Origin of the sequence: Dyadobacter sp. (assembly GCF_039919315.1) — a bacterium.
GTDB lineage: Bacteria > Bacteroidota > Bacteroidia > Cytophagales > Spirosomataceae > Dyadobacter.
Window position 1 is genome coordinate 1 of the sequence record NZ_JBDSFX010000072.1, and the last position, 12,803, is coordinate 12,803.

14 protein-coding genes are annotated in these 12,803 nt (G+C 45.6%); 12 read left to right on the top strand and 2 right to left on the bottom strand.

What is annotated here, in order from left to right; translation table 11 throughout:
- Both ABIO93_RS19710 and ABIO93_RS19715 read left to right on the top strand, forming a co-directional pair.
- On the top strand, nucleotides 1-1,076 hold a 1,076-nt coding region (locus ABIO93_RS19710; protein ID WP_348070773.1), incomplete at its 5' end, for an acetylxylan esterase.
- A 45-nt stretch (nucleotides 1,077-1,121) separates the two neighbouring features.
- Nucleotides 1,122-2,426: a Gfo/Idh/MocA family oxidoreductase gene (locus ABIO93_RS19715; protein WP_348070775.1), complete on the top strand. Its 1,305-nt coding sequence runs from the start codon at nucleotides 1,122-1,124 to the stop codon at nucleotides 2,424-2,426.
- A 36-nt stretch (nucleotides 2,427-2,462) separates the two neighbouring features.
- Here the strand turns inward: ABIO93_RS19715 and ABIO93_RS19720 are convergent, their stop codons facing one another.
- Together ABIO93_RS19720 and ABIO93_RS19725 are read right to left on the bottom strand one after the other, a co-directional pair.
- On the bottom strand, nucleotides 2,463-2,819 hold the full coding sequence (locus ABIO93_RS19720) for a hypothetical protein (protein WP_348070777.1): 357 nt from the start codon (nucleotides 2,817-2,819) through the stop codon (nucleotides 2,463-2,465).
- A 175-nt stretch (nucleotides 2,820-2,994) separates the two neighbouring features.
- On the bottom strand, nucleotides 2,995-3,321 hold the full coding sequence (locus ABIO93_RS19725; protein ID WP_348070779.1) for a tetratricopeptide repeat protein: 327 nt from the start codon (nucleotides 3,319-3,321) through the stop codon (nucleotides 2,995-2,997).
- Between the two features lie 94 nt (nucleotides 3,322-3,415).
- Here ABIO93_RS19725 and ABIO93_RS19730 point away from each other — a divergent pair, with 94 nt between their 5' ends.
- The 10 genes from ABIO93_RS19730 (at nucleotide 3,416) to ABIO93_RS19775 (ending at nucleotide 12,779) form a co-directional block, all read left to right on the top strand.
- The gene (locus ABIO93_RS19730) at nucleotides 3,416-4,153 is read left to right on the top strand and encodes an electron transfer flavoprotein subunit beta/FixA family protein (protein ID WP_348070781.1); all 738 of its coding nucleotides are present in this window, start codon (nucleotides 3,416-3,418) and stop codon (nucleotides 4,151-4,153) included.
- Between the two features lie 42 nt (nucleotides 4,154-4,195).
- On the top strand, nucleotides 4,196-5,170 hold the full coding sequence (locus ABIO93_RS19735; RefSeq protein WP_348070783.1) for an electron transfer flavoprotein subunit alpha/FixB family protein: 975 nt from the start codon (nucleotides 4,196-4,198) through the stop codon (nucleotides 5,168-5,170).
- A gap of 286 nt (nucleotides 5,171-5,456) precedes the next feature.
- Nucleotides 5,457-6,053: a bifunctional nuclease family protein gene (locus ABIO93_RS19740; protein ID WP_348070785.1), complete on the top strand. Its 597-nt coding sequence runs from the start codon at nucleotides 5,457-5,459 to the stop codon at nucleotides 6,051-6,053.
- Nucleotides 6,054-6,185: 132 nt separating this feature from the next.
- The gene (locus tag ABIO93_RS19745; RefSeq protein WP_348070787.1) at nucleotides 6,186-7,064 is read left to right on the top strand and encodes a permease-like cell division protein FtsX; all 879 of its coding nucleotides are present in this window, start codon (nucleotides 6,186-6,188) and stop codon (nucleotides 7,062-7,064) included.
- A 55-nt stretch (nucleotides 7,065-7,119) separates the two neighbouring features.
- Nucleotides 7,120-7,335 (top strand): DUF3098 domain-containing protein, encoded by a 216-nt coding sequence (locus ABIO93_RS19750; RefSeq protein ID WP_348070789.1) that lies wholly within the window; start codon nucleotides 7,120-7,122, stop codon nucleotides 7,333-7,335.
- Nucleotides 7,332-8,111: an undecaprenyl-diphosphate phosphatase gene (locus ABIO93_RS19755; protein WP_348070791.1), complete on the top strand. Its 780-nt coding sequence runs from the start codon at nucleotides 7,332-7,334 to the stop codon at nucleotides 8,109-8,111. Before ABIO93_RS19750 ends, ABIO93_RS19755 begins: the two co-directional genes overlap by 4 nt.
- A 31-nt stretch (nucleotides 8,112-8,142) precedes the next feature.
- On the top strand, nucleotides 8,143-8,844 hold the full coding sequence (truB, locus tag ABIO93_RS19760) for a tRNA pseudouridine(55) synthase TruB (RefSeq protein ID WP_348070793.1): 702 nt from the start codon (nucleotides 8,143-8,145) through the stop codon (nucleotides 8,842-8,844).
- Entirely contained in the window at nucleotides 8,841-9,767 is a 927-nt protein-coding gene (locus ABIO93_RS19765) for a bifunctional riboflavin kinase/FAD synthetase (RefSeq protein ID WP_348070795.1), read from the top strand. The genes truB and ABIO93_RS19765 overlap by 4 nt, the downstream gene beginning before the upstream one ends.
- Nucleotides 9,768-10,098: 331 nt before the next feature.
- Nucleotides 10,099-11,202, top strand: a complete 1,104-nt coding sequence (locus ABIO93_RS19770; RefSeq protein ID WP_348070797.1) for an exo-alpha-sialidase — start codon at nucleotides 10,099-10,101, stop codon at nucleotides 11,200-11,202.
- A gap of 194 nt (nucleotides 11,203-11,396) precedes the next feature.
- Entirely contained in the window at nucleotides 11,397-12,779 is a 1,383-nt protein-coding gene (locus ABIO93_RS19775; protein ID WP_348070799.1) for a mercuric reductase, read from the top strand.
- The last annotated feature ends 24 nt before the right edge of the window (nucleotides 12,780-12,803 follow it).

The window sequence follows — 12,803 nt, forward strand, 5'->3', positions numbered from 1 at the left end:
ATCCTACCATTAAAGAAACCAAAACCGCAGCCGACGGCAAAATCACGATCGACGGCGGCACATTGAAAACACCAGGCTTTTTGAGATGCATTGCCTGGGCGAATGTCGACGGCGGCGAATACCGCGGACTTGCTACTGCGGGTTTTGAACCATTGAAAATACAGCCAACCGTTTCCAATCCTGAGGATTTCGACACATTCTGGGACAATGCAAAAAAAGAACTTGCAGCTGTTCCAATGGATGCCAAAATGACCCTACTCCCAGAACGTTGCACGGAAAAAACGAACGTGTACCATTTGAACCTGCAAAACAACAGAGTGGGAACGCGCGTGTACGGAATTCTCAGCGTCCCTAAAAAAGAAGGAAAATATCCAGCGTTACTACGTGTACCCGGCGCAGGTGTGCGGGCTTACTACGGAGATGTAACGACGGCTGACAAAGAAATCATTACGCTTGAAATTGGTATCCACGGAATTCCGGTCATTATGGACCCGTCGGTTTACACGGATATGGGCGCGGGCGTATTGAATGGCTACCCGGCTTATAATATGGATGACAAGGATAAATTTTATTACAAAAGAGTATATCTGGGATGTATACGGGCCAATGACTTCCTGACCAGCCTTCCGCAATATGATGGCAAAAATCTGGCGGTGACTGGTGGCAGTCAGGGTGGCGCATTGTCTATCATTACCGCTGGTCTTGATTCCCGCGTGAAATGGCTGGGCGCTTTCTATCCTGCATTAAGCGATGTGACGGGTTACCTGCACGGACGTGCGGGAGGCTGGCCGCATTACTTTGACAAAGGAGGTATTAAGGTGAATAATACCAAAGAAAAACTCGCTACCATTGCTTATTACGACGTCGTGAACTTCGCGAGAAGAGTGAAACAGCCAGGATATTATATGTGGGGATTCAATGACGAAACCTGTCCGCCTACTTCAATGTACTCGGCATACAATGTCACCACAGCGCCAAAAGAACTCAAACTTTACCTCGATACCGGCCATTGGACGTATGCGGAGGAACGAGATATCATGAACAACTGGCTGATTGATAAGCTGAAAGGCAAATAGCATTGGAATTACAAACGCTTAACAAGATATTCAAGATCACCTCTTATGGATCGTAGAACCTTTATTGAAAAGTCGACGCTGGCGGGGGCGGCATTTTCTTCCCTCCCGCTTCTCTCCGCATTGAAACGCGCAGCACCTTACCGGACCGCCCTGATAGGTACGGGCTGGTGGGGGACGAACATTCTTCGCTGTGCGCTGCAGTCTGGTGAAAACAAATTGGTCGCATTGTGCGATGTGGATGAAAACCAGCTCAAAATTTGCTCGACGGAAATGGGCAAGCTGACACCGGACAAACCTAAGCTTTATAAGGATTTCCGTGAAATGCTGGCCAAAGAAAAGCCCGAAATCGTCATAGTAGCAACGCCTGATCACTGGCATCCGCTCTGCTGCATTGCCGCGATCGAGTCCGGGGCGCATGTATACGTGGAAAAACCGATTTCCCATACCATTAAGGAAGGTCGCGCAATGGTGAATGCTACCCGCAAGCACGGTAAGATCGTGCAGGTAGGAACCCACCGACGCGTTTCCCCGCATAATGTATCAGGAATGGAATTTCTGAAATCCGGCAAAGCAGGCAAAATAGGAATGGCGCGCGCATTTGTACATTACGGCGGTGGCCCCGGTCAAAAAACACCCGACGAAGAACCGCCAAAAGGGCTGGACTGGGATTTCTATTGCGGTCCCGCTGCGCTGGTACCTTATAATAAGACCATTCACCCACGTGGTTTCCGGGGTTACCTCAACTTCGCAAACGGTACGCTGGGCGACTGGGGAATTCACTGGCTGGATCAGGTACTATGGTGGTCGGAGCAAAAATATCCGAAGAAAATCTATTCAACCGGAGGCCGGGCGATACGTCAGGATAATACCGATGCGCCGGACCATCAGGTGGCGGTTTATGACTTCGACGGATTTACATTAGAATGGGAACATCGCAATTTCGCAGCAAACAATGCTGAAAAAACGCATCCGCAGCAGGCAGTAGGCGTATATTTTTACGGAACGGAAGGCACATTCCACATGGGCTGGCTCGACGGCTGGACATTTTACCCTACCAACCCCAATAAACCCGTCATTCACCAGGATGCTCAGCTGAATAAGCCGGACGATCAGAATATTCAGCAATTATGGGCGAATTTCATTGAATCCATCAGAACCAATAAGCCGCCGATCTGCGAAATTGAAGTGGGTCAGCGCTCCACCAATGTGGCGTTGCTAGGAATGCTTTCTTACAAACTAGGCAGAAGCATTATCTGGGACGGCGAAAAAGAAGTCATTGAAGAAGACGCGGAAGCGAATAAACTGCTGAGCAGAGAGTACCGGGGGGAGTGGAAATATCCGAAAGTATAGCAAAGAGAAAGGGGCGAATGCCCCTTTCTCTTTTTCTTAGTCAATCTTAACAACCTCGGCCGGGATGTTATATTGCTCAATAGTTTCGCGTGTAAACCTGACGTGGCCTCTCGGAGCCATCAGATACAATTTTGCGCCCTTCATTCCGGCTAATTCACTCAACAGTTTCCATTTTGAAATGCTTCCGCGGAGCTGATCGGTTTTCACCGACACTTCCAGGTAATGTCTGTTGAACATGTTTACCCCGGTAACATCCGGTGTAAATTTAATATTGTCAGCGGCCCGTTCATATGATTTCGGTGTTTCATATCCCTCGATGTTGGCCTGGATATCCTTAAACCCATGAGCCTGTGCCCACTTTACCACAAGTGGAATAAATAATTCCTTTTCCATAATAATATAATGAATAATTTTTTTCCCCATCCTACTGGGAACTCACAATAAAAATCAAACTAAACTGAGCAGAGGAAAAGTATTTAACCGAAAGCAGTCTTGTATGTAGTATTCTTACGAAGCACGAAAGGTACGATTTTTTGCCCTAATGCGCAAATTTTGGCCCAAATCAGTTTTAGTCATCCAGCTCGTCGAGGAAGGTATTGTAGGCCCGTTGAAGCTCTTGCTGCGTTCTGGTATTCTTTTGTAAAAGCGCTAATGCCACGCCTTTTTGATAAATTCCCTCAGCCTGTTCCACGTTTCCCAGGGCCGCAAAAAACGCACCAGCATGGTAGTAAGTTGGCAGATAGTCCGGGTGCTGCGCCAAAAGTATCTTGAAAAACTGTTCCGCCTTCTTCGAATCAGTCTTTACGTATTCGATTGCCAGCGCGTAAATGTTGAAAGGATCGTTTGGATCTTCTTCGTAAAATGCCAGTAAATCCGGAAGCAGTGAGTTGTTCATTGAGTATTATTATGCTTGCATACTATTTTAGATTTCCCTAATTTGCCCGGACAAAGTTATTCTCATAAAAGTTAAGATTCATTACTAAATGCTCATGAAAATACTCGTTTGTATAACTAATGTACCGGATACAACCGCCAAGATAACCTTCACCGATAATGACACTAAGCTCAATAAAAACGGTGTTCAATATATTATAGGCCCTTACGACGACTATGCGTTGGCAAGAGGCGTGGAATTGAAAGAACAGTCGGGCGGGACATTGACTGTATTGCATGTAGGAGAAGCCGATGCCGATCCGCAGATTCGTAAAGCACTGGCTATCGGGGCGGATGATGCGATTCGGGTGAATGCTGATCCGCTGGATTCTTACTTTGTAGCAACCCAAATTGCGCACATTGCCTCTCAAAATAATTACGATTTGATACTGATGGGCCGCGAATCGATTGATTATAACAGTGGCGTCGTGCACGGACTGGTAGGTGAAATGCTGGGCATTCCCTCCTACTCACCGGTCATGAAGCTGGATATCGATGGTACCACTGCGACGATCAGCCGGGAAATCGACGGTGGAAAGGAGATCCTGAAAGCACCACTACCATTGGTACTAGGCTGCCAGGAACCCATTGCCGAATGGAAAATCCCGAACATGCGCGGAATCATGACCGCACGGACCAAGCCCCTGAACGTGGTGGAGCCCGTCGGTGTCGAAGCATTGACAGTACCTGAAAAGTACTCGCTTCCAGCCCCGAAAGGTGCCTGCAAAATGATACCGGCCAGTGAAGCAGAAACGCTGATCAGGTTGCTACAAACCGAAGCCAAAGTGCTCTAAACTTCACTTCATCATTTTAAAAAACATTAAAACATTAAAGATATGTCAGTCCTGATATATGTAGAACTGGACAATGGTTCCATCAAAAAGACTTCTTTGGAAGCCGTAGCTTACGGTGCAAAAGTCGCCGAACAATTAGGCGAAAAAGCTACCGTACTCGCTTTGGGAAAAGCAGAAAATGCTGAACTCGAAAAAGCCGGAAGCTATGGCGCGGCAAAAGTGCTGCATGCAGCAGATGAAAAACTTGTGCACGAAAATGGCCTTGCCTATGCAGACGCGCTCGTGCAGGCAGCGCAGCAGGAAGGCAGTAAAGTGATCATTCTCAGCAAATCCGGCCTTGGAGATGCGATGGCGGCACGTGCTGCCGCGAAGCTGAAAGCCGGTGTCGTTTCCGGCGTGACTGCATTGCCTGAAACAAATGGCTCATTTAAGGTGACGCGGAGCATTTTTACAGGAAAAGCATTTGCGACAGCTGAAATCAAATCAGATATTAAAATATTGGTGGTCAAAAAGAACGCCATCGAAATAGACGAAACACAACTGACAGGCACAGCCGCAACCATTGAAAATTTCGCTCCGCAATTGCGTGATTCGGATTTCAAGGCAACTGTTCAGAGTGTTGAAAAAGCAAATTCGGAATTATCATTAACTGAGGCTGAGATCATTGTTTCAGGTGGACGCGGAATGAAAGGCGCCGACCACTGGCAGCCGCTGCTGGATCTGGCGAAAGCGCTTGGCGCAGCTACCGGCTGCTCCAAACCTGTATCGGACCTGGACTGGCGCCCGCATCATGAACATATCGGGCAAACCGGCATCAAAGTAGCGCCAAGCCTGTACATTGCCTGCGGAATTTCCGGTGCGATCCAGCATTTAGCGGGCGTCAACGGATCAAAATGTATCGTGGTGATCAATAAAGATCCCGAAGCGCCATTTTTCAAGGCAGCAGATTACGGAATTGTGGGGGATGTTTTTGAGATCCTGCCAAAATTAACCGAGGCAGCAAAAAAATTGAAATAATCACGCAAAAAGGCAGTTTTTCAAATTAATTGGAATATTTGTCGTGTGATTTGTCAAAAAACATGGTTAGAAATCAGGTGTTTAACCCAGCAAGATTTCAGGATAACTGTCATTAAGATTCTTTTCAACCCGTACTGCATTTTTTTATGCAGTACGGGTTATTTATTTTTGCAACTTCGATCCGCGAATCGGGGTCGGCAAGCAAGTCAGCTACTCATAGGAATAAGTACTTATTCAGGCATAATTCACCACAACTGTTAACAATACTTGCGCATTTAGTTTAAACGTGAAAAAAATCAAGTTAGAAATCCTGGGGCTATCCCCAAGCCAATCCCAGGCCGGCTCTTTTGCGCTGGTACTCGGAGAAGAATTGGGCAACCGCCGCCTGCCTATCATTATAGGTGTGTTTGAAGCACAAGCTATTGCCGTTCAAATCGAAAATATTGTCCCTAACCGCCCGATGACGCATGATTTGTTCAAGTCATTCGCCGACGGAATGAATTATACATTAAAAGAAATCGTCATTTCGGATCTCAAAGAAGGTATTTTTTATGCCAAGATCGTTTGCACAGACAGTCTGAGAGAGGTGGAGATCGACGCCCGTCCCTCCGACGCCATCGCGATCGGGCTGCGTTTTGACATTCCTATATTCACCTATGAGGCCATTTTGTCCGAAGCGGGAATTGTTTCCAGTTCGTTAACGGAAGAAGAAGACGAAGATGAAGACGCCGTTCGTGAAACTTTGAAAACCTCCGGTGCTTCCAAAGACCAGTTGCGTGATCTTACCTTCGATGAGCTGCAAAGAATGCTCGACGATGCGCTCACCAAAGAAGACTACGAAAAGGCTGCCAAGATCCGTGATGAAATGGGCAGACGCAACTAATCAAGCTCATTAAGTTAAAAATAGTTAAGGATAGCCTAATTTCGGCTCTTTTGAAATTTTAATCCTTATTTTTGCCATTGTTCGTTAACTTCGAAAAGCTGAATAAAACGACAAGCGAAATCTTACGCTGCTATGCCTAAAAAAAAGAAGATTGGAAGTTACCCCAATGCCATGATCGTAATGAGCCTCACCGCTGCATTATTTCTGATTGGATTTTGCGGATTGCTGGTAATACAATCGAAAAAACTGGTTTCCATTATTCGCCAGAACATTGAAGTCCGGGTTTTTCTAGACAAAGAAGAAACCAAAGCAGGACAAGACTCCATTCTGAACATCATTAAGGTGAAGCCTTTTGTGCTCGCCGCGACGGACGTCAAACCCATCACATTTGTCTCTAAGGAAGAGGCTGCCAAAGAATTTATTGAAGATACCAAAGAGGATTTTGCTTCATTCCTGGGTGAAAATCCATTGCGGGACAGTTATCGTGTCAAAATTCAGGAGGACTTTTTTGAGGAAGCCAAGTTACAGCAGATTAAAAAAGACCTGGAACAAATTAAAGGCGTTTACGAAGTCGTGTACCAGGAAGACCTGGCTGATAACATTAACAGGAACGTTACCAAAATCTACATTGTGCTGGCAAGTTTTGCATTGATTATGCTCATCATCATTGTGTTGCTCGTCAACAATACCATCAAACTGGCAATTTACTCCCAGCGCTTCCTGATTCGGAGTATGCAGCTGGTGGGTGCCACCAACGGTTTTATCCAGCGCCCATATGTGGTGCGTGGTGCTATCCAGGGGCTCGTGGGCGGTGTGTTGGCAGGTATTATGCTGATTGGTTTGCAACAGCTGGCAGTTCGTAATGTGGAAGGGCTGGGCATGTTGCAGGAATACGACAAGATCATAATCCTTGTGCTGACCGTACTTTCACTAGGCGTTTTAATAGGCGTTGCCAGTACCTACCAGTCTTTGGCTCGGTACCTGAGAATGGCGCTGGATGACCTGTACTGATTGATTTTCCATTTCCTTTTGATTATTCGATACAATAAAAGAAACTACAAAAGACATGAGTAACACAAAAAACGAACTCCCATTTGCGACATCGAACTATACCACGATGCTGATCGGTATTGCAATTATTCTCGCGGGCTTCCTAATTATGACCTTCGACAGTACCGAATTTGGTTTTGGTTTCTTAGGTCTTACCCTCGGCCCTCTTGTTACCATTACGGGCTTTATCATTGAGTTTTGGGCTATTCTACGTAAACCCGCTAATTCATGAGTATCTGGCAGGCGATTATTTTAGCAATTATTGAAGGGATTACAGAGTTTTTACCCGTTTCTTCCACCGGCCACATGATCATTGCTTCCTCTTTCATGGGGATCAGTCATTTGGAGTTCACCAAAATGTTTACCGTGAATATTCAGTTCGGCGCGATTCTTTCCGTACTGGTGCTTTACTGGAAACGCTTTTTTCAGACAACCGATTTTTATTTCAAATTAGCCGTTGCATTCCTTCCCGCAGCTATCATTGGTTTTCTGCTTAACGATTTCATCGATTCGATGCTTGAAAATGTTGTTGTGGTCGCCATATCATTACTGGTGGGCGGTATCATCCTCGTTTTCATTGACCGTATCGCGAATGACAACACCCGTGAGCGTGAAATATCTTACTTCGATGCGTTGAAAATCGGCTTTTTTCAATGTATTGCGATGATACCCGGCGTTTCCAGGTCCGCTTCCACGATCATTGGAGGAATGCTACAGGGATTGTCACGTAAGCAGGCTGCTGAGTTTTCGTTCTTCCTGGCTGTGCCTACGATGGCCGCTGCGGGTGGGTACAAGCTGCTCAAAACCTATGATACCATTCAGGCAGAAGACATTAAAATACTTTTGATCGGAAACCTGGTCGCATTTGTGGTTGCGATGCTGGCCATTAAATTTTTCATCAGCTTTTTGACCAAATATGGTTTCAAAGTGTTCGGGTACTACCGGATCATTCTGGGACTTGTTTTACTGGCATTGCTGGCGTCAGGATACAAGCTGGACATTGTATAAGCCACTTGCCTGACCATTATTTCATCGAGAATTGAATAACGAAACCAACATACCAGACGAAGGCGAAGTCATTTTAATCGACAAGCCTTTGACCTGGACTTCATTTGACGTGGCCAACAAGCTGAAAAGAGCTTGTAAGTTCAAAAAGATCGGGCACGCAGGAACTCTCGATCCGCTCGCCACCGGCCTGCTGATCCTTTGTACCGGCAAAAAAACCAAACAAATAGATTCCTACCAGGCGCAGGAAAAGGAGTATACCGGCACGATGGTATTGGGAAAAACGACTCCGTCCATTGACCTGGAAACTGAATTTGACGCTGAATATCCTACCGACCACATTACGCCCGAAGTGCTCGAAGAAGCACGGCTCAAACTGGTTGGAGAGATTGAGCAGGTACCCCCTATTTATTCTGCGATACGTGTGGACGGAGAGCGGCTTTACAAAAAAGCGAGGCGTGGCGAAGAGGTTGAAATCAAAAAGAGGAATGTTACCGTTTCACTTTTCGAAATCGATGCTACCAACTTCCCTTCTGTCAATTTTAGGATCATTTGTTCAAAAGGTACTTATATTCGCAGTATGGTTCGGGACTTTGGTCAGTTTGCAGGCAGTGGCGCGTATATGAGTGCGCTGTGCAGGACAAGGATCGGAGCTTTTGAATTGAAAAATGCATGGGATCTGACCGATTTCATTCATCAAAAACGAGTTGAGTTGAAGTTAGAAGTGGACGAATGAATATTTATCATAGCCTTGATTCCTTTGATAAGCTGGAATATGGCGTCGTAACAAGCGGTACTTTCGACGGGGTACATCTTGGACATAAAAGAATACTTTCCCGTCTGAAAGAGATCAGCGAGCAGTCGGGAGGAGAATCTGTGGTGCTTACTTTCTGGCCGCATCCCCGCACGGTAGTTTCCGAAGACAGCCAGGGATTGCAGTTGCTCTCTACCATTGACGAAAAAATAGAACTTTTTGCCCAGCTCGGCATTCAGCATCTCGCTATCGTTCCTTTCACCCGCGCATTCTCAGAACTTTCCTCAGACGAATTCATCCAGCATGTTCTGGTTGACAAAATCGGCACTAAAAAACTGGTCATCGGTTACGATCACCGTTTTGGACGGAACCGGGAAGGCAGTTTTGAATTCCTTCAAAAAAACTGCTCTACCTATGGCTTTGAAGTGGAAGAAATTCCGCGGGAAGACATTGAAAACATGGCGATCAGTTCGTCCAGAATCCGCAAATCATTGGTTACAGGGCACATTCACGAAGCGAATGAGCTACTGGGACGTTACTATACCTTATCGGGAACGGTAGTGAAAGGAAAGCAGCTGGGCCGTACCATCGGATTTCCAACGGCCAATCTTCATTTGCACGAATCGTATAAACTCGTACCTATGAATGGCGTCTACATCATGCATGCTACGCACGAGAACGTGATGTACAAAGGAATGCTGAACATTGGCGTTCGCCCGACAGTGGACGGCACCATGCGAACGATTGAAGCACATTTATTTGACTTCGATGAGGAAATCTACGGAGAAGACTTGAAACTGGAACTGCTGCATTACCTGCGTCCGGAACAAAAATTCGATAATCTGGATATGCTCGTTAAGCAAATTAACGTAGATAAAGGAGCTACTCTGGCTTATTTTTCATAAAATATTTGCCCTACCCCCCACCGCGAGCACCATATGGTGAAATCGCGCTCTTTTACATACAGCCTTAGCACCCTGTTTCCCGCATTTGATTGAGTTGTTGGCCAGCCCAAACAACTTTTACATTTCGTTAACCTTCTTTTACCAGTCCTTAACAGACGCCTGGATAAAGCCTTATAGCTTTGTTGCCACCGCAATGGCGGCCACCGGAGTGTCGGCCAACGGAGTGTCGGCCAACGCATTAGTTGAGCACTTCCTGGGGTCACGCTCTATTGCCCCACCTGCTACTTTCCGCTATTCACTAATTAATTTGGTTTCACCTTAAATTAAAAAAATGAAAAAATCATTTGTTTTTATTCCGGCAATCCTCCTTGTTTTATTGCTACTGAATTCTTTTATGGTAAAAGAAAAGGAAGCAAAAAAGAAACCAATAAAAGAAGGCAAATCAGCGGGGAATGCCAGCATCATTTTCAAATCTACGGATGGCGGACAAACCTGGCAGGACATTAGCGAAGGACTGCCTGAAAAATTGCAGAGAGAAGGTGTGTCGGGCAATGGTTTACTTTCAAATGACGGTGGGCTCTATTTACGTGCTGGAAATGGCGTTTATCACAATGAGCCAAATTCCACAACTCCTTTTTGGACAAAAGAAATTTTCCCTGGTAGGCAACGTAACATTGTCTCTGGCAAGAATGGGATACTTGCCTATGATATCAGGGGTCAATTTTTAAAAAAAATGGACGGAACGAGTGATTGGTCGCCCACGTACACAAATTTTCAAGAGCAAGCCGTACGCTTAGACAGCACGATAGATTGGATGTACAAGACTTATAAAGAGAAAGAAGTACGCACCATTTTTGAAACTGCCGCAGGCACAGTTCTTATCGGCTCCAACAACAGTCTTTTTAGATCCACTAACAATGGAAAAACTTGGAAACAACTGCATGTTGGAAACGGTAGAATGAAATTGGTAGAGTCAAACGGTGTAATCCTGACTACCAGCAAAGATGGGATATTAAGATCGACTGATGATGGTCAAAACTGGGAGCGTGTGATTAGTGACGGAGGTCTTGGTATTGCTGTGGAACGTATTGATGGAGGGTTTGCTGCCATAGTAAACAACCCGATAACCCAAACAAACAGCATGCACGTTTCAATGGACGGCGGAATAACCTGGAATGCCATAGGCGAAGACCTTCAACCTTCGTGGAGTAGTCGAATCATGAAAAAGATTGGCTTATTTCAATCTCCATCGGATATTTTATCAATTAAACAAATGGGCAGATATTTAATATGTGGCCGCACAGATGGCATATTTCGCTCATCTGACATGGGCAAAACATGGCAACAACTATCACTTCCTGCTGTTGAAAATTATGGCTTCAACTTATCTGTTTCGGGCAACGTCATGTATCTCATACCAAATAAAGGATGTTGAAGAGTTCCAAACTTAGAAATAATGTGTGTTCGCAATGAATTTCTGGGATCTGTTGCGGGTGGAAGGGGTTAGCTGTAAGGATTTTGAAATTAAAAGCGTGTCTTAACGGCACGCTTTTATTATTATTGGCTATACGTAACTTTTACGTTGCTACGGCAACGCATTCCATTCCAGGCCACACAGAAAACATTCTTATGAAACATTACGACGCTATTGTAATCGGCTCCGGCCAGGCAGGTACTCCTCTCTCCAAAAAACTGGCCAAATCAGGCCTGAAAACAGCATTAATCGAAAAACGCTGGGTTGGCGGCACCTGCGTCAATGACGGCTGCTCCCCTACCAAGGCCATGATCGCCTCGGCCAAGGCTGCGTGGTCGGTGGGGCACAACAAAAGTCTTGGTGTTACTTCCGAAAAGGCGACCATTGATTTTAAGACCATTCTAAAAAGAAAAAACGACATCGTACAATCCATGCGGGGTAATGTCGAAGAAGGAATTAATGGTACTAAAAATCTGGATCTATATTACGGATCGGCCAGCTTTTCGGGTGAGAAGGAGGTTACCATTGCGTTAAATGATGGAAAAACGCTGATACTCTCGGCAGACCAGTTTTTTATCAATACAGGACTACAACCCACTATCCCCGAAATCGAAGGCATTGAGGACGTTGAGTACCTTACTTCCACATCCATTATGGAACTGACCGATATTGCTGAACATTTGCTGGTACTCGGAAGCGGCTATATTGGTTTGGAATTTGGGCAAATGTTCAGCAGGTTTGGCAGCAAAGTAACAATACTGGAAGCTTCGGAGCGAATTCTGAAAAAGGAGGATAAGGATATTGCAGAAGCGGTTACCAGCATTTTGGACGAAGAAAAAATTGAAATACTAGTTAAAAGCAAAGCCGTAAAAGTCGAAAAGAAAGGGGCCAAAATCACCGTTACCGTGGAGTCAAAAGGTAAAACAACGGAGATCAAATGTTCTCACATCCTGGTAGCGACCGGCCGCAAACCTCAAACTGATACGCTCAATCTGAAAGCAGCCGGTGTGGAAACAGATGAAAAAGGTTTTATCAAAGCCAATGACAAGCTGGAAACTACTGCAAAAGACATTTACGTACTTGGAGATGTGAAAGGCGGTCCCGCATTCACGCACATTTCTTATGACGATTACCGGATTCTGGCGGAAAATATCATTCGAAAAGGAAAAGCGACCCTTAGCGACCGGCTGGTTCCTTATTGCATGTTCATTGACCCGCAACTCGGTCGCATTGGAATTACAGAAGAGCAAGCCAAAAAACAAGGTCTGGATTTCCAAGTAGCGATACTGAAAAATAACAGCGTCGCCAGGTGCATTGAAACCGGCGATGAAAGAGGTTTGATGAAAGCCATTGTGGATACCAAAACAAAAAAAATACTGGGTGCGGCAGTCCTGGCCGAGCAGGGTGGTGAAGTTGTCACGATCCTGCAAATGGCGATGATCGGCGGCATTACTTACGACAAAATCCGGGACGGAGTGTTCGCGCATCCTACCTACGCCGAATCGCTCAACAACCTGTTTATGACACTGGACGAATAAAGAGGCGATCATTTTTGATTATAA

Excerpts from the sequence above, each read along its gene's own strand:
- ABIO93_RS19775 (WP_348070799.1), top strand. The coding sequence starts at position 11,397 with ATGAAACATTACGACGCTATTGTAATCGGCTCCGGCCAGGCAGGTACT.
- ABIO93_RS19755 (WP_348070791.1), top strand. The coding sequence starts at position 7,332 with ATGAGTATCTGGCAGGCGATTATTTTAGCAATTATTGAAGGGATTACA.
- ABIO93_RS19725 (WP_348070779.1), bottom strand. The coding sequence starts at position 3,321 with ATGAACAACTCACTGCTTCCGGATTTACTGGCATTTTACGAAGAAGAT.
- ABIO93_RS19720 (WP_348070777.1), bottom strand. The coding sequence starts at position 2,819 with ATGGAAAAGGAATTATTTATTCCACTTGTGGTAAAGTGGGCACAGGCT.
- ABIO93_RS19745 (WP_348070787.1), top strand. The coding sequence starts at position 6,186 with ATGCCTAAAAAAAAGAAGATTGGAAGTTACCCCAATGCCATGATCGTA.
- ABIO93_RS19770 (WP_348070797.1), top strand. The coding sequence starts at position 10,099 with ATGAAAAAATCATTTGTTTTTATTCCGGCAATCCTCCTTGTTTTATTG.
- ABIO93_RS19750 (WP_348070789.1), top strand. The coding sequence starts at position 7,120 with ATGAGTAACACAAAAAACGAACTCCCATTTGCGACATCGAACTATACC.
- ABIO93_RS19730 (WP_348070781.1), top strand. The coding sequence starts at position 3,416 with ATGAAAATACTCGTTTGTATAACTAATGTACCGGATACAACCGCCAAG.
- ABIO93_RS19765 (WP_348070795.1), top strand. The coding sequence starts at position 8,841 with ATGAATATTTATCATAGCCTTGATTCCTTTGATAAGCTGGAATATGGC.
- ABIO93_RS19715 (WP_348070775.1), top strand. The coding sequence starts at position 1,122 with ATGGATCGTAGAACCTTTATTGAAAAGTCGACGCTGGCGGGGGCGGCA.
- ABIO93_RS19735 (WP_348070783.1), top strand. The coding sequence starts at position 4,196 with ATGTCAGTCCTGATATATGTAGAACTGGACAATGGTTCCATCAAAAAG.